The organism is Clostridioides sp. ES-S-0054-01 (assembly GCA_021561035.1).
Lineage (GTDB): Bacteria > Bacillota > Clostridia > Peptostreptococcales > Peptostreptococcaceae > Clostridioides.
Genome location: CP067346.1, coordinates 3,391,896 through 3,416,705, shown reverse-complemented (window position 1 = coordinate 3,416,705; position 24,810 = coordinate 3,391,896). Strand labels below are relative to the sequence as shown.

General features: G+C 31.0%; 17 protein-coding genes and 1 pseudogene. All 18 read left to right on the top strand.

The features are described 5' to 3' along the window. Window positions 1-223 precede the first annotated feature (223 nt). A complete protein-coding gene (locus JJC02_15600; protein UDN54282.1) occupies window positions 224-883 on the top strand; it encodes a hypothetical protein in 660 nt (219 codons plus the stop codon). Window positions 884-966: 83 nt separating this feature from the next. Further along, window positions 967-1,347 carry a DUF3139 domain-containing protein gene (locus tag JJC02_15595; protein UDN54281.1) on the top strand — a complete coding sequence of 127 codons (381 nt, stop codon included), beginning with the start codon at window positions 967-969 and terminating at the stop codon, window positions 1,345-1,347. 748 nt (window positions 1,348-2,095) lie between these two features. Then, window positions 2,096-3,310 carry a diaminopropionate ammonia-lyase gene (gene dpaL, locus JJC02_15590; GenBank protein UDN54280.1) on the top strand — a complete coding sequence of 405 codons (1,215 nt, stop codon included), beginning with the start codon at window positions 2,096-2,098 and terminating at the stop codon, window positions 3,308-3,310. Between the two features lie 203 nt (window positions 3,311-3,513). Next, window positions 3,514-4,701: a YgeY family selenium metabolism-linked hydrolase gene (locus tag JJC02_15585; GenBank protein ID UDN54279.1), complete on the top strand. Its 1,188-nt coding sequence runs from the start codon at window positions 3,514-3,516 to the stop codon at window positions 4,699-4,701. Window positions 4,702-4,716: 15 nt separating this feature from the next. Continuing rightward, a complete protein-coding gene (locus tag JJC02_15580; protein ID UDN54278.1) occupies window positions 4,717-6,300 on the top strand; it encodes a D-aminoacylase in 1,584 nt (527 codons plus the stop codon). Between the two features lie 27 nt (window positions 6,301-6,327). After that, entirely contained in the window at window positions 6,328-7,656 is a 1,329-nt protein-coding gene (ssnA, locus tag JJC02_15575; protein UDN54277.1) for a putative aminohydrolase SsnA, read from the top strand. A 649-nt stretch (window positions 7,657-8,305) separates the two neighbouring features. After that, window positions 8,306-8,395, top strand: a pseudogene (locus tag JJC02_15570) (transposase). Between the two features lie 10 nt (window positions 8,396-8,405). Then, window positions 8,406-9,524 (top strand): transposase, encoded by a 1,119-nt coding sequence (locus JJC02_15565; GenBank protein UDN54276.1) that lies wholly within the window; start codon window positions 8,406-8,408, stop codon window positions 9,522-9,524. Window positions 9,525-9,776: 252 nt separating this feature from the next. After that, on the top strand, window positions 9,777-11,129 hold the full coding sequence (locus JJC02_15560) for a purine permease (GenBank protein ID UDN54275.1): 1,353 nt from the start codon (window positions 9,777-9,779) through the stop codon (window positions 11,127-11,129). 191 nt (window positions 11,130-11,320) lie between these two features. Then, complete coding sequence (locus tag JJC02_15555) at window positions 11,321-12,430, top strand: 4Fe-4S binding protein (GenBank protein ID UDN54274.1); 1,110 nt, start codon at window positions 11,321-11,323, stop codon at window positions 12,428-12,430. A gap of 232 nt (window positions 12,431-12,662) precedes the next feature. Beyond that, on the top strand, window positions 12,663-14,054 hold the full coding sequence (hydA, locus tag JJC02_15550; protein ID UDN54273.1) for a dihydropyrimidinase: 1,392 nt from the start codon (window positions 12,663-12,665) through the stop codon (window positions 14,052-14,054). Beyond that, a complete protein-coding gene (gene xdh, locus JJC02_15545; GenBank protein UDN54272.1) occupies window positions 14,048-16,609 on the top strand; it encodes a selenium-dependent xanthine dehydrogenase in 2,562 nt (853 codons plus the stop codon). The genes hydA and xdh overlap by 7 nt, the downstream gene beginning before the upstream one ends. Window positions 16,610-16,760: 151 nt before the next feature. Then, window positions 16,761-18,107 (top strand): RNA polymerase factor sigma-54, encoded by a 1,347-nt coding sequence (rpoN, locus tag JJC02_15540; protein ID UDN54271.1) that lies wholly within the window; start codon window positions 16,761-16,763, stop codon window positions 18,105-18,107. Between the two features lie 725 nt (window positions 18,108-18,832). Next, the gene (locus JJC02_15535) at window positions 18,833-19,855 is read left to right on the top strand and encodes a transcriptional regulator (GenBank protein UDN54270.1); all 1,023 of its coding nucleotides are present in this window, start codon (window positions 18,833-18,835) and stop codon (window positions 19,853-19,855) included. Between the two features lie 59 nt (window positions 19,856-19,914). Beyond that, on the top strand, window positions 19,915-20,922 hold the full coding sequence (gene gap / locus JJC02_15530) for a type I glyceraldehyde-3-phosphate dehydrogenase (protein ID UDN54269.1): 1,008 nt from the start codon (window positions 19,915-19,917) through the stop codon (window positions 20,920-20,922). 221 nt (window positions 20,923-21,143) lie between these two features. Then, window positions 21,144-22,346: a phosphoglycerate kinase gene (locus JJC02_15525; GenBank protein UDN54268.1), complete on the top strand. Its 1,203-nt coding sequence runs from the start codon at window positions 21,144-21,146 to the stop codon at window positions 22,344-22,346. Between the two features lie 25 nt (window positions 22,347-22,371). Then, on the top strand, window positions 22,372-23,115 hold the full coding sequence (locus JJC02_15520; GenBank protein ID UDN54267.1) for a triose-phosphate isomerase: 744 nt from the start codon (window positions 22,372-22,374) through the stop codon (window positions 23,113-23,115). 8 nt (window positions 23,116-23,123) lie between these two features. Continuing rightward, window positions 23,124-24,656 carry a 2,3-bisphosphoglycerate-independent phosphoglycerate mutase gene (locus JJC02_15515; GenBank protein UDN54266.1) on the top strand — a complete coding sequence of 511 codons (1,533 nt, stop codon included), beginning with the start codon at window positions 23,124-23,126 and terminating at the stop codon, window positions 24,654-24,656. The last annotated feature ends 154 nt before the right edge of the window (window positions 24,657-24,810 follow it).

Below are 24,810 nucleotides of genomic sequence, written 5' to 3'. Positions count from 1 at the left end.
TGACAGTTGGGTCGATTGAACTACTAGTTGGGTCATATATATTGATACTAAAAAATAAGGATGATATCTTTTTAATAACAGAAGATATCATCCTTATTTTTTATAGTATAAGAATTTATAAGTTTTCTGATATTTATCAGAATGATTAGTCATAAACGAAGGTGCTATGGTAAGTAATTAATAAATACTTGATAAGTAGAGATATAATGGAGGAAGAAAGTATATGAAAGTAAAAAAATCTATATTAGCTATGATATTAGTTTTGAGTATAAGTGTATGTTTAATGGCAGGATGTATGCCTAATTCATCAAAAAACTTAATTGAAACTGAAACTAAAGCAACTGAAGAATACGAACCTAAACTATTTGAAGATTATTCGAAACAAATTAACACCATAGAAGGAGTTTATAAGGTTAGACAAGATATATCTAAAAAGTTTTCAAAAGCTATAACAGATAGTGGTCTTACAGTTGCGAATTCATTTTCAGATGGTAGTTTTGTAGTATCTATAGGAGGCTTCGAAAATCCTCCTACAAAATCTATTCAAAGTTTAAATTACTCTATGTCCGAAGACTATAAAAAAGGTAAGGCAACACTATATATTCTGTGTGCTAAAGAATATCCAGAAAATATGGAATTGTTTGAAAATGATAAATATGTTAAAGCCATATACAATATATTTAAGTCATTAACTAATACTAAATTAACAGAGACAGAGTTCTTTGATGTAGTTAAAAAAACATTTAATAAAAAGGATGGTATTGTAGAACTTCCTTATAAGAATTATATACCGATTAAAGTTGTTCAAGTTAATAAATCTGGAAAATACATTAAAACTTTACAATTAAGTTGTAACTATGATTTTGATATTCCAAAGTCTTAGTGTATTAGAAAATTTATAACATAGTTAAAGTTCATTATAATGAATTTAAATATGATAACTTTTATTAAAATAAGGAGGTTTATATGAAAAAATATCGAGTTGTTTTACTAGTATTAATTATAGGATTTACGGGATTTTTTGTATATGATAAATACTTTAAACCTTGGAATGAAGCTGAAAAACGTATTAATAAATACATGGTAGAACAGGGCGTTTCAAAAGATAATATAAGTAAAATTATAAAAGAAAAAGCAAAAAAGGCAAGTTACGAGGGTATCCTTTATAAGGTATTTTATAAGGATGATTCTCAATATGAATATCAATATTTTTATAGTGATGATTATTATGCTTTACGCGTAAACAAGGTTTTATTACAAATATATGACTCAAGTGATGGTCATGAACTGACGGATGTTAAGAAACTTAAGAATTTAAAATATCCTCCAATTTACTTGGATAAATAAGCTATAAAAGAAAAAGGAGTTTTATGATAATATACTCCTTTTTTATTTTTAAATTAATTTGCTGGTATTAACTTTGAGTTGTCTATTTTTACTTCAAATAACACATTATTTTATTATTTGTGTATTATAATTAAGCTAATTGCGATATAAAAAGAATTTTTTATAATTAAGATTATGTATTTTTATGAAAATATACAAATAAGTAATGTTATATATATTTTAAAAAAATTTGACTATATGTTAAAATATAGCTAAAATGATAATTTTTCTATGCAAAAGAAGCATTTAGTGGAACTAGTATTAAATGAAAAAGGATATTTAAACACTCTTCCAGCTATTCAAAGTATATCCGGTAAATTTGAACTTGCAAATAAAGACGTTATATTCATTGACAAAATGAAATAGCAATTATAGAAAATAAAAGTAGTAAGATATATGACAAAATAGTAGACATATAAAGAATAAGAGCATAACAAAGCAAAAATTAAAATAAAGAAACGATTTCTCGAATTGATAATTCTCGTATTGATAAAAATTTCCCAATATGAGAATTTTTTCTTTTATAAATCTTACTTTTCATATTTAATATTTATAAATTTTAAAGAAATCTTATAAATATATGTAATTCCAACATAAAAAAATTGTTTTTAGAATAAATAATATTGGCATAGTAATTGCTTTACTATTAAAACACAAAGATAAAACATTAAAATGACACCGAAAAATTTGAAAGGGGAATATAAAATAAATGAGAGAAATAAAATGGAAATTAAATAACTTACCTAAATCAGAGGAAAAAGAAAAAGGGATTGAATTTTTAAAAGATGAAGAAATTGCAAAGGCTAAAGCTTTCCATGAGAGCTTTCCACAATATGAAAAAACTCCTTTAGTTAAATTAGATAACTTAGCAAAATCACTAGGAGTAAGCGGAATATATGTTAAAGATGAGTCTTATAGATTTGGATTAAACGCATTTAAAGTTTTAGGGGGTTCTTACTCTATGGGTAGATACCTAGCTCAAAGATTAGATACAGATATATCGGAGTTAGGATATGATAAATTAACTTCAAAAGAAATAAAAGAAAAGTTAGGAGAAATAACTTTCTTTACAGCTACAGATGGAAATCACGGTAGAGGAGTTGCTTGGACAGCCAATAAATTAGGTCAAAAATCTGTTGTATTAATGCCAAAAGGTTCTTCTGAATTTAGATTAAATAAAATCAAAGGAGAAGGAGCAGATGCTAGTATAACAGACTTAAACTATGATGATGCAGTAAGATTAGCTAATGATTATGCAGAAGCTGATGACCATGGAGTAATGGTTCAAGATACAGCATGGGACGGATATGAAGAAATACCAGCATGGATAATGCAAGGATATGGAACTATGGCTAAAGAAGCTATAGAGCAATTAAAAGAACATGGAGTAGATAGACCAACACACGTATTTGTGCAAGCAGGAGTTGGTTCACTTGCTGGTGCAGTCCAAGGGTATATTGCTTCAATATATGATGAATGCCCAATAACAGTAGTAGTAGAGGCTGATGAAGCTGACTGTTACTATAAATCAGCAGAAGCAGGAGATGGAAAGCCAAGATTTGTTGGAGGAGATATGCCAACTATAATGGCAGGGCTTGCTTGTGGAGAGCCAAATACTATAGGGTTTGAAGTGTTAAAAAATTATTCATCAGCATTCGTTTCAGCACCAGACTGGGTGTCTGCTAAAGGTATGAGAATACTAGGAAATCCTTTAAGAGGAGATGAGAAAGTAATATCTGGAGAATCTGGAGCAGTTACAACTGGAGCATTAGTTTCAATTCTTGAAAGTGAAGATTTAAAAGATTTAAGAGAAGCTTTAAAACTAGATGAGAACTCTAAAGTATTATTAATAAGTACAGAAGGAGACACTGACCCTGACAAATATAGAGATATAGTTTGGAATGGTGAGTGCCAAAGTAAATAAAAGACTTAAGTAAAATAAAAACTTAATAAGTAAAATAAAAACTTAAGCAAATGAAAAACTCAAAATAAAAACTAAATAAAATTAAAATAAAGTCTAAATAAAAGTTTAATAAATAAAATATAAAGAAGTAAAAAATCAATAGATTAAGTGAAATATCAAAGTAAAACGTCAACAAATTAAAAATTATATGGGGGAATATCAAAATGTTAAATGAAATAAGAAAAAAACAATTAACTGAAGTATGCCAAGATTTAATAAGAAATGCTAGTTATTCAGGTCAAGAAGAAAATGTAGTAAAAGCAATAGAAGAGAATTTTGCTTTGCTAGGTTTTGATAGCTGGTCGAGAGATAAATATGGAAATATAGTAGGATGTATAAAAGGAAACAAACCAGGTAAAAAAATATTATTTGATGGACATATAGACACAGTTCCAGTTCCAGATGCAAGTAAATGGAGCGTTCCTCCTTTTGAAGGAAGAATAGTAGATGGTAAAATATATGGTAGAGGAACTTCTGATATGAAGGGTCAAGTAAGTGCTATGATGGCGGCTGTTTCATACTTTGCAGAAGATACTAACAAAGATTTTGAAGGTGAATTATACGTAGCAGGTGTTGTTCACGAAGAAATATTTGAAGGAGTTTCAGCTAGAGAAATAAGTAAGGCTGTTCAACCTGATTATGTTGTAATAGGTGAATCTTCAGAATTAAATTTAAAAATTGGTCAAAGAGGTAGAGGAGAAATAGTAGTAGAGACTTTTGGTAAACCAGCTCACTCTGCTAATCCAGAAAAAGGTGTAAATGCAGTTTACAAAATGGCTAATGTAATCCAAAAGATACAACAATTAGTACCTCCAACTCATCCAGTTTTAGGTGATGGAATACTAGTTTTAACAGATATAAAATCTTCTCCATATCCAGGAGCTTCAGTAGTGCCAGATTACTGTAAAGCTACTTTTGATAGAAGATTATTAGTTGGAGAAACAAGAGAAGGAGTATTAGCTCCAATACAAGCATTGTTAGATGAAATGATGAAAGAAGATAAAGAATTAAATGCAAAAGTTTCTTATGCAGTTGAAAAAGCTGATTGTTACACAGGAAATACTATAGAGAGTGAAAGATTCTTCCCAGGTTGGTTATATGATGAAGAAGATGAATTTGTTCAAGCAGCATATAAAGGATTAAAAGAAGCTGGAATAGATTCAGAAATAACTCAATACTCATTCTGTACAAATGGAAGCCACTATGCAGGTGAGGCTGGAATAAGAACTATAGGATTTGGTCCTTCTAAAGAAAATCTTGCTCATACAATAGATGAGTATATAGAATTAGACCAATTGTTTAAAGGTGCAGAAGGATACTATGGTATATTAAAATCAGTTTATAAAAAATAATTAGGAGATGGTTTTGTGAGAACTTTAATAAAACATGGGCTTATAGTAGATGGAAGTAAAACACCAGCATATGAAGGAGATATTTTAATAGAAGATGAGAAAATATTAAAAATATCACAGGATTTAAATGAAGAAGTTGACAAAGTTATAGATGCAAAAGGTAGAGTTATATGTCCAGGTTTCATAGATACTCATAGCCATTCAGACCTAGTTATTTTAGTCAATCCATATAATGAGGTAAAGATTAGACAGGGAATTACAACAGAAGTGTTGGGCCAAGATGGTATATCTATGGCCCCTCTACCTCAAGAACATATATCTTCTTGGAGAAAAAATTTAGCAGGCCTAGATGGTGAAAGTGATGAAATTGATTGGAAATATGAAACTACAGAGAATTATCTAAAAATGATGGATGACAATGGGGTAGGTTTAAATGAAACTTATTTAGTACCTCATGGAAACGTTAGAATGGAAGCAATGGGACTTGAAGATAGACCTGCTACTAAAGAAGAAATTCAAAAAATGTGTGAAATCACAGAGAGAGAGCTAAAAGCAGGAGCTATAGGATTGTCTACTGGACTTATATATATACCTTGTGCATACTCATTGACTGAAGAAATTATAGAGATGTGTAAGGTTGTAGCAAAATATGATGGAGTATTTGTAGTTCACCAAAGAAGTGAAGCAGATACAATTTTAACATCAATGGAAGAAATCATAGAAATTGGAAAACAATCAGGAGTAAAAGTTCATTTTTCACACTTTAAGGTTTGTGGTAAATCAAATTGGAAGTATATACCTCAAGTTATAGAGCTTTTAGAAAAAGCAGAAAAGGAAGGTATAAGAGTATCTTTTGACCAATATCCATATGCAGCAGGAAGTACAATGCTTGGAGTAGTTTTACCTCCTTGGGCACATTCTGGGGGAACTGATAAATTAATAGAAAGATTAAGTGATGAAAACGAAAGAGCAAAAATGAAAAAAGACATAGCAAATGGAATAGAAGGTTGGGATAATTTTATAGAGTTTGCTGGAATAGACCAAATATTTGTAACAAGCGTAAAAACAGAAAAGAATAAAGATACAATTGGTAAGAGCTTACTAGAAATTGGAAAAATGAGAGGAAAAGACCCATTAGATGCAACGTTTGATTTACTAAAGGAAGAAGAAAATGCAGTTGGAATGGTAGATTTCTATGGATTAGAAGAACATATAATAGGATTCATGAAAAGAGATGAGCAAAATGTATGTACAGATGGTCTTTTAGCAGGGAAACCACACCCAAGAGCTTATGGTTCTTTCCCTAAAATACTAGGAAGATATGTTAGAGAGTTAAATGTACTAACAATCGAAGAAGCTGTTTATAAAATGACTAAAAAGGCAGCTACAAGCTTTAGTATAAAAGATAGAGGCGAATTAAAAGAAGGATATTTTGCAGATATAGTTATATTTGACAAGGATACAGTTAGTGGTTGTGATGATTTTATCAACTCTATGCAGTACCCTACAGGTATAGATTACGTAATTATAAATGGAAATTGTGTTGTTGAAGAAGGAAAATACAATAAAATTAAAGCAGGAAAAGTACTTAAAAATTAAATCTTAGCTTTAAGGAGGAATAAATTTATGATTTTAGTGGGGAATGGGAGGCTAATAAGCCAAGATTCTTTAAATCCCTATATGGAAGATGGATGTGTAGTAATAAATGATAATCTAATTGAAGATATAGGTACTACAGAAGAAATGAAAGCTAAATATCCAGTACATGAATTTATAGATGCAGGCAAGAAAATAATCATGCCGGGTCTAATAAATTCACATATGCATATATACAGCTCATTTGCTAGAGGAATGGCAGTTCCAGGAAAACCTTCTGAGAACTTTTTAGAGATACTAAACAATTTATGGTGGAGACTTGACAAACAGCTTACACTGGAAGATACAAAATACAGTGCATATGCAACGTATATAGAATGTATAAAAAATGGTGTAACAACAGTTTATGACCATCATGCAAGTCCAAATGCAATTGAAGGTAGTTTGTTTACAATATCAGATGTTGCAAAGGATTTGGGAATTAGAACGTGTCTTTGTTATGAAGTGTCTGATAGAGATGGTGGAAATACAATCCAACAAGGTATCAATGAAAACGTAAACTTTATAAAATACGCTCAAAAAGATGATACAGACATGATAAAAGGAATGTTTGGTCTTCATGCTGCATTTACATTATCTGATGATACATTAAATAAGTGTGCTTTAGAAATGGCTGGTCTTGATACAGGTTATCATGTACATGTTGCTGAAGGTATAGATGATTTACAATACAATTTAGACAAATATGGAAAGAGAGTTCTAGAAAGATTCAATGATTTTGGGGTATTAAAGGAAAAGACTATAGCAGTTCATTGTATATATATAAGTACAGATGAAATCAGTCTTTTAAATAAAACAAACACATTTGTAGTTCATAATCCAGAATCTAATATGGGAAATGCAGTTGGATGTTCTCCTGCAATAGAGCTATTAAAAAGAGATGTTACAGTAGGACTAGGAACTGATGGATATACTAGCGATATGTTTGAATCATTAAAAGTTGCTAATATAATCCATAAACATCACTTGAGTGATCCAAGAGTTGGATTTGGAGAGTCACAAACAATGCTATTTGATAACAATAGAAAAATAGCCAAAGCTTACTATAAAAATGACCTAGGAGTACTTAAAAAAGGTGCTTATGCAGACGTAATAGTGGTTGATTATATACCACATACTCCATTGACAGAAAATACAATAGGGGGACACACTATCTTTGGAATGAGTGGAAGAAGTGTAGATACGACTATTATAAATGGAAAAGTACTTATGAAAGATAGAAAGTTAATAAACATAGATGAAGAAAGTATTCTAGCAAAAAGTAGAGAATTAAGTCAAAATCTATGGAATAGAATTTAAATAATTGATTAAAAAATAGCTACGCACACTCGTGACTTTAGTCATGAGTTAGTAGCTAAAATAGTCAGCATATAGGGAAACTTATATGTAGAGATAGGATAGAACCTATCCAATACTACTTGAATTGCTAAAAACCCCTAAAGTTAACCAAACTAAAACATAAGGATGAAATAAACCTAAGTGTGAAAGTTACGAAAGTAGAAAAAATTGGTTAGATGGTATAAGGTTAAACCCTAAGTACTTTAAAATGGGCAATCAGCAGGTAAACTCCGAATAGGAGAAACTTCAACGACTATTCCTCTTGAGGGAAGTACACTACAAGTTATCGGTAGTGGAAGTGTGTAGACCTTAACGGATAATGCCGAAGGATAAGATATAGTCTGTGCTTGCATGAAAGTGTAAGAAGTTCATAAGAGAACTTCATAGGTAGTAGCGAACTTATGTGAACGACAACCTCAAAAATGATAAAAGTAAAGACTTACGGTTCTTATATAGGTTATTTAAAAATAAATATAAAAAACCTTCAAAATACTTGTTTTAAGTAATTGAATATTTTAATCTTATGATAGGTGATGAAAAGTAGAAGTTACTCATAGTAGAGGATATGCATATAGTATGTCAAATATAGACATCCAGTATTATGGGGAGGCATCTTTGGAATCCTAGTTATTTCGTTGCTACTGTATCAGAAAATACAGAAGAACAGATAAGAAAATATATTAATAATCAGAAAAAGTAAGTAAAGTGAGGTGGTAGTAGTGGAAAAAGCTTATAAGTTTAGAATATATCCAAATAAAAAACAGCAAGAGTTAATTAACAAAACTTTTGGATGTTGTAGATTTGTATATAATAAGTATCTTGCTAAAAGAATAGAAGTTTATAAAAACGATAAAGAAACTTTTACTTATAAACAGTGTAGTTCTGATTTGACCAACTTAAAAAAAGAATTAAAGTGGCTTAAAGAACCTGACAAATTTTCACTACAAAACGCCTTAAAAGATTTAGATAATGCATATAAAAAATTCTTTAAAGAAAAAGTAAGATTTCCTAAATTTAAATCAAAGAAAATTAATAGATTTTCATATAAAACTAACTTTACAAATGGAAACATTATGTATTGTGGTCAACATATAAAACTACCTAAACTTGGTATGGTTAAGATAAGGGATAAACAAGTACCTCAAGGTAGAATACTTAATGCCACTATATCTAAAGAGCCAAGTGGTAGATATTATGTATCATTATGCTGTACTGATGTAGATATTGAAGCATTTGAAAATACTAATAATCAGATAGGTTTAGATTTAGGAATTAAAGAATTTTGTATCTCAAGTTGTGGAGAATTTATAGAAAATCCTAAGTATCTTAAGAAGTCATTAAACAAACTTGCTAAATTACAAAGAGAATTATCGAGAAAAACAATCGGTAGTTTAAATAGAAATAAAGCAAGATTAAAAGTTGCAAGACTTCAAGAACATATAGCTAATCAAAGAAATGATTTTCTACAAAAACTATCTACTAAACTAATAAAAGATAACGATATTATTTGCATAGAAGATTTACAAGTAAAGAATATGATTAGAAATCGTAAACTATCTCGCTTAATTTCTGATGTGTCATGGTCAGAATTTATTCGTCAATTAGAATACAAGGCTAATTGGTATGGTAGACAAATTGTAAAGGTAGGTAAATTCTTTGCAAGTTCACAAATATGCAATAAATGTGGGTATAAAAACGAGGAAGTTAAGGATTTAAATATAAGAGAATGGATTTGTCCTAGTTGTAATGAAACTCACGATAGAGATATAAATGCAAGTATAAATATATTAAAAGAAGGATTAAGACTAATAACAATTCAAAATAAATAACGTATGTAAGAACCGTAGGAACTATGGGGATGGCCTGTGGAGAATTAGTAAGACATATTTTAGTATGCAAAATTCTATGAAGCAGGAACCCTGTGACTTTAGTCATGGGAGGTTCAGATTAATATACAAGTAAGAAACAAGAATTTAGATGTTAAAAACAGAGCTTAAACAAAAATAGGAATTTAAATGAAGTATATAAATAAAAAATATACGGAATAGAATATTAAATTAAATATAGAAGGGAGACCCAAAATGTCTCAAGATAAAAGCCCTAAAATAGCTCCAGTAGATGAAAGGTTACCTGTATCTAAATCTTGGGTATTTTCACTACAGCACGTTTTGGCAATGTGTGCAGGAGCAGTAGCAGTTCCTATGATGATAGGAAGTGCTGCACGACTAGATCATGCTAGTATTGTTTTTTTAATAAATGCTTGCTTGTTTATGGCAGGTATAGGAACACTCATACAAAGTGTTGGTATAGGAAATATTGTAGGAGCTAAAATACCAGTAATAGAAGGAACTAGTTTTGCCGCTGTAGCAGGTATGACAGCAATAGCCTCATCATATAGTGATTCACAAGTTGCAATACAGACAGTATTTGGCTCTGTATTAGTAGCTGGATTGTTTTGTATACTACTTGCTCCAGTATTTGAAAAACTAATAAGATTTTTCCCTAGTGTAGTTACTGGAACAGTTGTTATGGTAATAGGTATTTCACTATTTCCAGTTGGGATAAAGTGGATAACTGACAATAAATTGGAAGCAGTTGAACCAAACTCATTAGCATTAGCTTTAGCAGTATTGGCAATAACTTTACTTTCATTTAAATTCTTAAAAGGAATTTGGAATAGTACAGCTATATTGGTAGGTATAGTACTTGGTACACTACTTTCCATGGCAGTTGGAATGGCAGATTTTAGTGCAGTAAATGGAGTTGGTTGGCTTAACTTAAATGTACCTTTAAAATTTGGAATGCCTAGATTTGAACCATCTGCAATACTATCATTGTGTTTGATTATGTTAGTACTTATGACAGAATCAGTTGGTAATATGATAGCTATTCATGAAATGGTGGACAAAGAAGTAACAGGTAAAAATATTAAAAGAGGTCTATTTGGAGATGGAATATCTACAGCATTATCTGGAATATTCAATTCATTTCCAATAACTCCATTCGGTCAAAATACAGGAATAGTAGGTCTTACAGGTATAAAGTCAAGATTTATAGCAGTTTATGCAGGGGTCATATTGCTAGTACTTGGATTCTTACCAAAATTTGCAGCAATAATAGGAGCAATACCTAAGCCTGTTCTTGGAGGCGTAGGATTTGCAATGTTTGGAATGGTAATGGTTGGAGGAGTAAAAACTTTAAGCAAAGTGAAATTTGATGGAACTAAAAATGGGGTTATAGTAGCAGTTAGTGTTGGTTTATCTATGATACCACTAACAAATCCTGATTTCTATCATAATTTCCCAACTTGGGTACAAACAATATTCCATAGTGGAATAACAACAGGTAGTTTATCAGCAGTGATTTTAAATATATTCTTCAATGAACTAGGTTCTAAAAAAGAAAAAAATAATAAAGCTGAAGAAGCAAAGTAAAAATAAAACAAGTAAAAATCTATATTGATTTAAAGTCATTAAACATTAATAAAAATAATTCAGAGATATTAATAATTCAACAAAACTATCATATATTTTAAATAATATAAAAAAGTAAATAAATAACGAACACAAATAAAAGAATACAATCTAAATATTAAAAATATTTAATTTAAGGGAGAGATAATAATATGGCTAATTTAAAAGTTAATTTATATGGAATGGAATTCTTAAACCCAATTATGACAGCGGCAGGTCCTGGAGCAAAAGATGGTGCTCTCTGTCAAGAGGCAGCAAAAGGTGGAGCAGGAGCTATATGTACAAAAACTATATCTGTATTACCAGCAGATGTACCAAGACCATGTATGGCAAAGACTAATAGTGGTTTCTTAAATACAGAATTATGGTCAGAGCTTCCAAAAGAGCAATGGATAGAAGAAGAATACAAAAAAGTAAAAGAAACAGGTCTTCCAGTAATAGTAAGTATGGGATATTCAGCAGAGCAAATAGCTGAAGTTGCTCCTTTAGTAAAACCTTATGCTGATGCAGTTGAATTATCTACTCATTATGTAGGTACAGATGTTGCTCCAATAGTAAATGCTTTAAAAGCTGCAAAAGCTGTTTTAGACGTACCAGTATTTATGAAGATGAGTCCTCATACTGATATTCAAACTATTGCAAAAGCTGTTGAAGAAGCGGGAGCAGATGGGCTTGTAATGATAAACTCATTTGGACCATGTATGGCAATAGATGTAAATACGGGATACCCTATAATGGGAAGTAAAGCTGGATATGGATGGTTATCAGGTGCACCAATAAGACCTTTAGCAATAAGATGTATATATGAAGCTTCTCAAGTTGTAAATATACCAATAATAGGTGTTGGTGGAATCACTTGTGGAAAAGACGTGGCTGAAATGATGATGGCTGGAGCAAGTGCTGTTCAAGTATGTACAGAAGCAATCCTTAAAGGGCCTTCTATCTATGGAAAAATTGCTAAAGAATTAAATGAGTTTTTAGATGAAAATGGATATGCTGATGTTAATGAAATAAAAGGACTAACTCATAAGAAAATGGTAGCTAGAGGATTTAGAACTCATTCAGTAGCTCCAGTTGTGGATGATAATAAGTGTATCAAATGTAAGCAATGTGTAACAAGCTGTGTATACGAAGCTTTAGAAGTTACAGATAAATTAAATATAGATTCAGACAAGTGTTTTGGATGTGGATTATGTGTAACTAGATGTCCAAAGGGAGCTTTAAGCATTTGCTACAATCAAGTTGAAGCTGTAAATGAATAATATTGTACAGAATTTTAATAACTAACTTTAATAATTAACTTAGAGTAATATGAACTGAAACGATAGATATATGAAGTTAACAGATAAACTATAGTAATAATCTGATGTAAATCGACATATAAAACTAACCTAGTGTAGTTTAGAATATATTATAAGTACTCTAGCAAAATTACTTTAAGTTAATTGCTTTAGATAAAATAAATTGATACGTTATAAGTAAGGTGGAGTCTATATGGGAATTGTTTTAAAAGGTGGTAAAGTAGTAACAAGTGAAAAAACTTACTGTGCAGATGTAAGAATAGAAGATGAAAAAATAGTAGATATAGGTCTTGATATATCAAAAGAAAATGATGAAATAGTCGATGTTAGTGATTCTTATGTTATACCAGGAGGTATAGATACACACACTCACTTTGACTTAGATACAGGGGTTACTAAGACAGCAGATAATTTTGAGACAGGAACAAAATCTGCTATAGTTGGAGGAACTACTACTATATTGGATTTTGCTACACAGACTAAGGGATGCTCTTTAAAAGAAGGATTAGAAGAATGGCATGAAAAAGCTAAGGATAAATCCTACTCAGATTATGGTTTTCATATGGCTATAACAGACTGGAATGACTCAGTTTGTAATGAAATGGAAGATATGGTTAAAGAAGGAGTATCTTCATTTAAATTGTATATGGCGTATAAAGGAAGCCTTCAAGTTGATGATAGTGTAATATTTGAAGCCATGAAAAAAGCAGAGGAGATAGGTGGAATTATTGGATTCCATTGTGAAAATGGGGATATAATATGTGAACTTGTGGATAAAGCAAAGGCAGAAAATAATTTATCTCCAAAATATCATCAATTAACTAGACCAGCCATACTGGAGGCAGAAGCTACTTCAAGACTTATGAAGATAGCTGAAGTTGCAAACTCTAAGGTATATGTTGTTCATCTAAGTTGCAAAGAATCTTTGGATGAGGTTCTAAAAGCTAAGCAAAGGGGTGTGGATGTAATAGTTGAAACTTGTCCTCAATACCTTCTATTAAATGATGAATTATATGATTTAGATGGATTTGAAAGTGCTAAGTATGTAATGTCACCACCTTTAAGAAATAAAGAAAATAATGAAATATTATGGAATGCTATTTCGGATAACCAAATAGATACTATAGGAACAGACCATTGCTCTTTTAATTATAGAGGACAAAAGGAACTTGGAATAAACGATTTCAGTAAGATACCAAATGGTTCTCCAGGTGTAGAACACAGGATGAGTCTTTTATACACATATGGAGTCTGTAAAAATAAAATATCTATCAATAAGATGGTAGAAGTAACATCAACTAATGCAGCAAAGTTATTTGGAATGTATCCTAATAAAGGAACTATAGAAATAGGTAGTGATGCAGATATATTAGTTTTAAATCCAAATAAAAAATCTAAAATAGAAGCAAAAAAACAATTGCAAAATGTAGATTATACACCTTATGAAGGATATGAAGTGGATTGTCAAATAGAACATGTTTATTTAAGAGGAAAAGAAGTAGTTAGAGAGGGAGAATTAATCTGTAATACTCCAAGTGGAAGATATATAAATAGGCGTCTAACAAAGGGGGCTAGAGAATGGTAGAATTTATATTAAATGGAAAGAAAGCTGTTGCAAAAGAAGGCAAAAAACTTTTAGACTTCCTTAGAGAAGATATGAACATAACTTCAGTTAAAAATGGATGTTCAGAAGGTGCTTGTGGAACATGTATGGTTATAATAGATGGTAAAGCGACAAAAGCATGTGTATTTAAAACTGATAAATTAGCTGGAAAAAACATAACAACTATAGAGGGATTATCAGAAAGAGAAAGAGATGTTTTTGCATATTCTTTTGCTAGCCAAGGAGCTGTACAATGTGGATTTTGTATTCCAGGTATGGTAATTAGCTCAAAAGCACTTATAGACGTTAATAATAATCCTACTGAAGATGATATAAAGAAAGCTTTAAAAGGTAATATATGTAGATGTACAGGGTATGTAAAAATAATTAAAGCTGTCGATTTAGCAGCAAAGATTTTTAGAGAAGAGATAGATGTACCAAAAGTAAACTGTAAAGGTCTAGTAGGTGAAAATCTTCCTAGAGTTGATGCAGTAGGTAAAGCACTTGGATATTCTGAATATGTAGATGATATGAGAATTGAGGGTATGATTTATGGTTCAGCAGTTAGAGCTAAGTATCCTAGAGCTTTAGTTAAAAAAATAGATATAGAAGAAGCAAAAGCTTATCCAGGAGTTGTTGCAGTTCTAACAGCTAAAGATATTCCAGGAACTATAAAAGTAGGTCATTTAAAGAAGGATTGGGACACTTTAATACCAGAAGGTGAGATAACTAGATACTTAGGAGATGGAATAGTTTTAGTAGCAGCAGAAACTAGAGAAGCATTAGAAGAAGCAAAAAAGCTAGTTAAGATAGATTATGAGGAATTAACACCATTAAGTACTACAGCAGATGCACTTAGAGAAGATGCTCCAAAAATACATGAGACAGGTAATATACTTGTTAAGGAACATTTAGTAAGAGGAAACGCTGAAGAAAAGATAGAAAATTCAAAATATGTTGTGACTAAGAGATATACTACACCTGCTACAGAACACGCATTTTTAGAGCCTGAATGTGCAGTAGCTGGTCCTTATGGAGAAGATGGAGTGATAATCTATTCAACAGACCAAGGGGTGTTTGCTACTCAACATGAATGTGCAGATATGTTAGGGTTACCACATGAGAAGGTAAGAGTTATAAACAAAATGGTAGGGGGAGGATTTGGTGGAAAAGAAGACATGAGTGTTCAACACCATGCAGCCTTACTTGCATACCATACTAAGAGATTTGTAAAAGTACAGTTAACAAGAAAAGAAAGCATTATTGTTCATCCAAAGCGACATGCTACAGAAATGGAATTTACGACAGCATGTGATGAAAATGGATATTTAACAGGTATGAAAGCAACAATAATATCTGATACAGGTGCATATGCCTCTCTTGGAGGACCAGTACTACAAAGATTGTGTACTCATGCAGCAGGGCCATACAACTATCAAGATATTGATATAACAGGAACAGCAGTATATACTAATAATCCTCCTGGAGGAGCGTTTAGAGGTTTTGGGGTTACACAGAGTTGTTTTGCAACAGAATGTAATCTAAATTTACTTGCTGAAATGGTTGGAATATCACCTTGGGAGATAAGATATAAAAATGCAATAAGACCTGGTCAAGTTTTACCAAATGGTCAATTTGCAGATGAAGGAACAGCAATGGCAGAGACACTAGAAGCTGTGAAAGAAGAATATGAAAAGCATCCACGTGCAGGTATAGCTTGTGCTATGAAAAATAGTGGTGTTGGAGTTGGTATACCTGATGTTGGAAGATGTAGATTGGTGATAAAAGATGGCAAGGTTCACATAAGAACAAGTGCTTCTTGTATAGGTCAAGGGCTTGGCACTGTTATGACTCAAGTAGTTTGTGAAACTGCTAACCTACTTCCTGAAAATATAGTGCATGAAGTTCCAGATACTCATTTAACACCAGACTCTGGTAATACTACGGCTTCAAGACAGACAGTATTTACAGGAGAAGCTACTAAGGTTGCATCAAATAAATTAAAAGAAGCTTTAGACTCTGGCAAAACTCTACATGATTTAGAGGGAGAAGAGTTTTACGGAGAATATGAAAGCGTTACAGATAAAATGGGCTGTGATAAAGAAAATCCAGTAAGTCACGTTGCTTATGGATATGCAACACAAGTTGTAATGCTAGATGAAAATGGAAAATTGGAAAAAGTAGTAGCAGCGCACGACGTTGGAAGAGCTATAAATCCAATCAGTTTAGAGGGGCAAATAGAAGGTGGAGTAGTTATGGGTCTTGGATATGCTCTAACTGAGGATTACCCAGTAGTGAAATCTGTTCCTACAGCTAAGTTTGGTACATTAGGTTTATTTAAGTCTACAGATATACCAGAAATACAAGCTGTAATAGTTGAAAAGAACAAAGATTTATTGGCTTACGGAGCAAAAGGTGTAGGAGAAATTTGTACAGTTCCTACTGCACCAGCAGTACAAAATGCTTATTATGTATTTGATAAAGAATTTAGAACTGAACTACCACTACAAAATACTCCATATAGTAAAAAAAAGTAACAAAAAAAAGAAATATTAAATAAAAAAATAGATTAAATTGTAAATAAAAAAAACCCTTTTGCATAAGGTATATTTTAAATGATAGAATATACATATACAGGAGGGTTTTTCTTTTATAAAATAAGTTTAATAAAATTGAGAGGTGAGCAAAATGAATTTTAATAATAGTCTAGAATTAACTCAATCTCAGAAGCTAATAATGACTACACAACTAAAGCAATCATTATCAATATTAAATATGAGTAAGTTAGAATTAGAAGAAGAGATTAAAAGAGAAGCAGAGAATAACCCATTAGTTGAAGTTGAGAAAAGTGGGGAGATAAATTGGGAAGAATATATAAAAGACATGGATAGGTCAAGACGTTTAGATAGAACAGAGATAAGTTATAATCCTGATAATGAAGTTAATCTAGAAAATTTAGTTAAATATTCGTCAAATTTATATGAGGATTTAAAATTTCAGATAAGCCTATATAAACTTACAGATAAAGAATTGGAAGTCTGTGAGTATATAATTGATAGTTTAGATGAGGATGGATATTTAAGAACTGAGGAAAAAGTAATTGTTGATACCTTAAAGATAGATGAAGAGCTTTTTGAAAAATGTTTGATTAGTGTTCAGCAGTTAGAACCTAGTGGAGTAGGGGCAAGAAGTCTTTCAGAATGTTTGATGATTCAAATGGCTAGTTTGGGAATATATAATGAAATTTTAGAGGAAATCGTTACAAAAGACTTAAATCTAATTGCAAATAATAAATACAAAGAGATAAGTAAAAAGTACAATATGTCACTACAAAAATGCGTTGAACTAATAAATATAATTAAGACATTAGACCCCAAGCCAGGAAGAACTTGTTCAGTAGAAAAAAGTGTGTACATTCAACCTGATGTAACTGTAGAAAAAATTGATGATGAATTTATTGTATATTTAAATGAAAAAGATTCTTATCAGATAAGAATCAATAATTATTATAAAGACATATTAAAAAATTCACAGTCTGATGAAAGTGCAAAAGAATTTATAAAAGAAAGACTAAATTCAGCAACAGGACTTATGAAAAATATAGAGAGTAGGAAAACTACAGTACTTAAGATTGCAGAAGAAATAGTAAAAGCTCAAGATGAATTCTTGAGAAAAGGGACAAAATATATAAAACCTTTGAAAATGAAGGACATAGCAGAAAAATTAGAATTCCATGAATCTACTATAAGTAGAGGTGTAAATGGTAAATATATGCTAACACCTTTTGGAGTATATGAATTTAGATACTTTTTTAGTAGTGCTATTGAAACTGAGAATAATGAAATGGCATCTAGTACAAGCATAAAAAAAATTATAAAGGAAACAATAAAAGACGAAAATAAAAAGAAACCTTTAAGTGATGACCATATATCTAAGTTACTAAAAGAAAAAGGAATTAATGTTGCAAGAAGGACAGTTGCCAAATATCGTGAAGAATTAGGAATCCCATCTTCAAGTAAGAGAAAAGAATACTAATAAGTAAAAGACAAATATCAGTATTGTAAGGGGAAAAGGCTAATTAAAAGATGAATGTGAATTGGGCTAAAAATTTTATGAAATAAAATAATAAGATATTGAAAAGTATTAAAATGCTAGAAGATATTAAAAAATTAAAGAACATTAAAACATTAAGATACTAAAGAACATTAAAATATTGAAGAATATTAGACCTGTAAAGAACATTAAAACTTGGAAAGTATCAAAATACTAAAGAGAATTTAAATACTGGGTAACATTAAAATATTGTAAAATGCTAAAAAACTAGAAGACATAATTAAATAAATGCTTGCAAAGAATAATTAAATATTAGAAGAAGAATGTTTGGATAAATAAACTATTATTAAATTTAATAATTACAAAAGGAAAACACATAGGATATAAATAAAAATCTTAGATAGAAGTATACTTAGCTGGAAATAAAAGTAAGTAGAAGTAAAAGTAACTACAAATAGAATTAGTTATAGTAAAAAATATTAGAATAAAAATATAAAAAAATATATATAAAAAGCCTTATATAAAAAGAAAAAATACTGTAATTTGAAAATGGTGGAGAAATATTCTATAAAATAAAAAAATAAAAAAGTTTTTGAAAAACTATTGAAATCTATACGCAAATCCTATAAAATAAAATTATCTTGTGGGACTTAAATAAACACTAGGGACGAAAAAAGTCCCGAAAGGAAAGCAATAAGGAGTATGTTATGAAGAACTTATTAGAAATTCAAAAGAAATTGATTCCACAGGCAATTGAACTTATGGAAAGAAGATACTCTATTTTAAGACAAATATCTTTAAGTGAACCAATAGGTAGAAGAACCTTATCAAATGTATTAGAAATTAGTGAAAGAATAATCAGGTCAGAAACAGAGTTTTTAAAAGAACAAGGACTTATAGACGTAGCTGTATCTGGGATGACTATCACCAAAGAAGGTTCTGATTTGTTAGATAAACTTAAGGACATCATGAGTGACATCATGGGATTGTCTAAGTTACAAGATAGAGTTAGAGAAAAGCTTGGAATAAAAAAGGTAATACTAGTTCCTGGAAGCTGTGATGAAAATGGAAGTTTACTAAAAGATGTAACTAGATATGGATGCGAGTATTTCTTAGGTATTTTAAAAGATGGAGATATCGTTTCAATAACAGGTGGAAGCACTATGTTGGAGTTTTCAAACGTTATTAAAACTGATAAGAGATACCCAAATACTACAATAGTTCCAGCTAGAGGAAGTATGGGAACTGATGTAGAGATGCAGTCTAATAGTATAGTTGCTTCAATAAGTAAGAAGTTACATTCTAATTGCAAACTTTTACATATACCAGATGAGTTGGATGAGAGTGCAATGAAAACTCTTAGTCTAGTGCCAGAGATTAAAACAACTTTGGAGTATATTAAAAGAACGGACATTTTAGTTTTTAGTATAGGTAGAGCAGATGTCATGGCAAAGAGAAGAAAACTTCCAGAAGACAAGGTTGATGAGATATTATCTAAAAATGCAGTTGGAGAAGCATTTGGATACTATTTCAACAAAGATGGAGAAATAGTTTACAAATTAAATACTGTTGGAATTGATTTAGAGACAGTTAAACAAGTAAAAGAAACTATTGCAATCTTTGCAGGGACTGAAAAAGTAGAAGCCTTATTAGCCATATCAAATATGCATAAAAACATGGTTCTTGTAACAGATGAAGAAAGTGCTTATAAGATATTGTCATTATTATAAAAGTCAAGAACTAGCACAGAGCTAGAAAACATACATTTACTTTATAGGAGGTAGCGAAAATGGTTAAAGTAGCTATAAATGGATTTGGAAGAATAGGAAGATTAGCATTAAGAAAAATGATGGAGCAACAAGATAAGTTTGAAGTTGTTGCAATAAACGACTTAACAGACGCTAAAATGTTAGCTCATTTATTTAAATATGATACAGCTCAAGGAAGATTTAACGGAGAAATAGAAGTTAAAGAAGGTGCTTTTGTAGTAAACGGAAAAGAAATAAAAGTAACAGCAGAAAGAAATCCTGCTGACCTACCATGGGCTGAATTAGGAGTGGATATAGTATTAGAATGTACAGGATTCTTTACATCTAAAGATAAAGCTGAAGCTCATATACAAGCAGGAGCTAAGAAAGTTGTTATATCTGCACCAGCTACTGGAGATTTAAAAACAATAGTATTCAACACAAACAGTGATATATTAGATGGTTCTGAGACAGTTATATCAGGAGCTTCTTGTACTACTAACTGTTTAGCTCCAATGGCAAAAGTATTAAATGACAAATACGGTATAGAAAAAGGATTAATGACTACTATACATGCATATACTAATGACCAAAATACTTTAGATGGTCCTCATCCAAAAGGTGATTTAAGAAGAGCTAGAGCTGCTGCTGGAAACATAGTTCCAAACACTACAGGAGCTGCAAAAGCAATTGGTTTAGTAATACCTTCATTAAAAGGAAAACTAGATGGGGCAGCACAAAGAGTACCAGTTGTAACTGGTTCAATAACTGAATTAGTTTGTACATTAGGAAAAAATGTTACAGTTGAAGAAATAAATGCAGCTATGAAAGAAGCTTCAAACGAATCTTTCGGATATACTGAAGAAATGTTAGTATCTTCTGACATAATCGGAATAAGCTACGGTTCATTATTTGACGCTACTCAAACAAAAGTTATGGAAGTAGATGGAAAACAATTAGTTAAAGTTGTTTCTTGGTATGATAATGAAATGTCTTATACTTCTCAATTAATAAGAACTTTAGGATACTTTGCACAATTAGCAAAATAGTCAGCTTTGAGAAAATAGAAAAGTAGATTGACAAAGTCCGAGTTTGTAGTTTAATACTACGGACTCAGGACTTTTTTTAAGAAAAAATATATAAAATACACCTAAATAATGTTACATACTATATATAAAAATATGATAATATGATATATTTAATAGGGTAAAAGTATGTACTATATTATACTTGGCAATAAAAAATTACTTTATTAAAAGGAGAGATATTTATGTCAATGCTTAACAAAAAAACTATAGAAGATATTGATGTGTGCGGAAAAAAAGTATTAGTAAGATGTGACTTTAATGTTCCATTACAAGATGGTGTAATTACTGATGAAAATAGATTGAACGGAGCTTTACCAACTATTCAATATTTAATTTCTAAAGGAGCAAAAGTTATATTATGCTCTCACTTAGGAAAGCCAAAAGGAGAAGCTAAGCCAGAATTATCTTTAGCACCAGTAGCAAAGAGATTATCTGAAATGCTAGGTAAAGAAGTTGTATTTGCAGCAGACGACAATGTTGTAGGAGAAAATGCAAAGAAAGCTACTGAAAAAATGGAAAACGGAGATGTAGTATTATTAGAAAATACTAGATATAGAAAAGAAGAAACTAAAAACGAGGAAAACTTCTCTAAAGAATTAGCTTCACTTGCTGAAATATTCGTAAATGACGCATTTGGAACTGCTCATAGAGCTCACTGTTCAACAGTTGGGGCAGGAGAGTTCTTACAAGAGAGAGTTTGTGGATACTTAATTCAAAAAGAATTAAAATTCTTAGGAGAAGCTGTTGCGAACCCTGTAAGACCATTTACAGCTATACTTGGAGGAGCTAAAGTTTCTGATAAATTAGCTGTTATAAATGAATTATTAGAAAAAGTTGATAACCTAATAATAGGTGGAGGAATGGCTTATACATTCTTAAAAGCTCAAGGATATGAAGTAGGAACTTCTTTACTTGAAATAGATAAGGTAGAATATGCAAAAGAAATGATGGAGAAAGCTAAAAATAAAGGGGTTAATTTACTATTACCAGTAGACGTTGTTATGGCGGACCACTTTGCACCAGATGCAACTCCAATAGTAACAGAAGATGCTAATGTAAAAGAAGACTATATGGGGCTAGATATGGGACCTAAGACTATAGCGAACTTTGTAAAAACTATAAAAGAATCAAAAACTGTAGTATGGAATGGACCAATGGGAGTGTTTGAATTTGAAAACTTTGCAAATGGTACATTATCAGTAGCTAGAGCTATGGCAGAGTTAACTGATGCAACTACTGTAATTGGTGGTGGAGATAGTGCAGCAGCAGTTAATCAATTAGGATTTGGTGATAAGATGACCCACGTATCAACAGGTGGAGGAGCATCACTAGAATTCTTAGAAGGTAAAGAATTACCAGGTATTGCAGCATTAGATAATAAATAAACTAATATATAGAGGAGATTGTAAAATGAGAAAACCTATAATTGCAGGAAACTGGAAAATGCATAAAACAATAAAAGAAGCTTTAGAATTTGTAAATGAGGTTAAAGATAAAATAAACTCTGATAAAGTAGAAGCTGTTATATGTGCCCCATTTACTTTATTAAAGGATTTAAAAGAAGCTACTAAGGGTACAAATATAAAGATAGGTGCTCAAAATATGCACTTTGAAGAAAAAGGAGCATTTACAGGAGAAGTTTCACCTCTTATGTTAAAAGAAATAGATATGGACTATGTTGTAATAGGACATTCAGAAAGAAGACAATACTTCAATGAAACTGATGAAACTGTAAATAAAAAAGTTTTAAAAGCTTTAGAAGTAGAAATAGACCCAATACTATGTGTTGGAGAAACTTTAGAGCAAAGAGAAGCTGGAAAAACTAAAGATGTTTGTAAAGTTCAAGTTGAAAAAGCTTTAGAAAATGTTCTTAAAGATGATTTAGCAAAAGTAGTTGTTGCATATGAGCCAATCTGGGCTATTGGAACTGGTAAAACTGCAACTGCTGAAGATGCTAATGACGTTATATCTTATATAAGAGAAGTTATAAGAGGATTATATGGAGAATTAGCTAATGAAGTTAGAATACAATACGGTGGAAGTGTTAAACCTTCAAATGTAGCCGAAATAATGGGTCAAAGTGATATAGATGGAGCTTTAGTAGGTGGAGCTAGTTTAGCTAGTAATGACTACCTAGACCTTGTTAATTTCTAAGGAGTGAAATGATGAAAAAACCAGTTGCTTTAATTATTATGGACGGATTTGGATACAATAAGGGTGTTAAGGGAAATGCAATTGCTGAGTCCAAAACTCCTAATTTAGATAGAATAAAAAAAGAGTATCCAAACACATTGATAAATGCTAGTGGTCTTGATGTTGGTCTACCTGATGGTCAAATGGGAAATTCAGAAGTTGGTCACACTAATATAGGTGCAGGTAGAATTGTATATCAAGATTTAACTAGAATAACAAAATCTATAAAAGATGGTGACTTTTTTACTAATAAAGTTTTATGTGAAGCTATGGATAATGCAAAAGAACATTCTCTTCATGTAATGGGACTTTTGTCTGATGGAGGAGTACATTCACATATAGACCATCTTAAGGCTATAATCAAAATGGCAAAAGATAAAGGTGTGGAAAAGGTGTATGTTCATGCATTTACTGATGGTAGAGATACTGACCCTCAAAGTGCGTTAGAATATGCCAAAGAAGTACAAGCTAGTATGGATGAAATTGGGGTAGGAGAATTTGCTACAGTTTCTGGTAGATACTATGCTATGGATAGAGATAAGAGATGGGAAAGAGTAGAGCTTGCATACAATGCTATGGTAAGAGGTATTGGTGAAAAAGCAACTTCTATTGAAGAGGCTATTCAAAACTCTTATGACAATGGAAAAAATGATGAGTTTATAATGCCAACAGTTATTATGAAAGATGATAAAGCAGTTGGAAGTATAAAGGAAAATGATTCAATTATATTCTTTAACTTTAGACCAGATAGAGCTAGACAAATAACTAGAGCTTTAGTTTGTGAAGAGTTTGATGGATTTAAAAGAGAAGATATTAAAAACTTCTTTGTATGTTTAACAGAGTACGATATAACTATAGAGAATGTGCATATAGCATTTGGACCTCAATCTTTAAGCAACACTCTAGGTGAGTATCTAGCTAATAATGGAAAAACTCAACTTAGAGCTGCTGAGACTGAAAAGTATGCACATGTAACTTTCTTCTTTAATGGTGGAGTAGAAGAACCAAATAAAGGAGAAGAAAGATTATTGATACCTTCTCCAAAGGTTGCAACTTATGATTTAAAGCCAGAAATGTCAGCATATGAATTGACAGATAAAGCTTTAGAGAAATTAGGAGAAGATAAGTTTGACTTTATAGTGTTAAACTTTGCAAATCCTGATATGGTAGGTCACACAGGAAGTATAGAAGCTGCTGTAAAGGCTGTTGAAACTGTAGATACTTGTGTAGGAAAATTAATAGATAAGATAGTAGAGTTAGGTGGAAGTGCAATAATAACTGCTGACCACGGAAATGCTGAATATATGTTAGACCAAGAAACAGGAAAAACTGTAACAGCTCACTCTATTAATCCAGTACCATTTATTGTAGTTGGTCAAGAATTTGAAAGTGCAAAGCTATTGGATGGAGGAAGATTGTCTGATATAGCACCAACTGTTTTGGATATGATGAAGTTAGAAAAACCAGAAGAAATGACTGGTCATTCACTTATCTCAAAATAGTTGATTCTAATATGTAGAGAATATGATATAAACTACAATATAAATTTAAAAATAATACAGTTTAGGTTTATTTTGTAAGGGCTAGACTTTATAACATAAGACTTATATTTTGTGAGGTCTGGATATTGTAAAGTGTAGATTCAAGTATATTTTA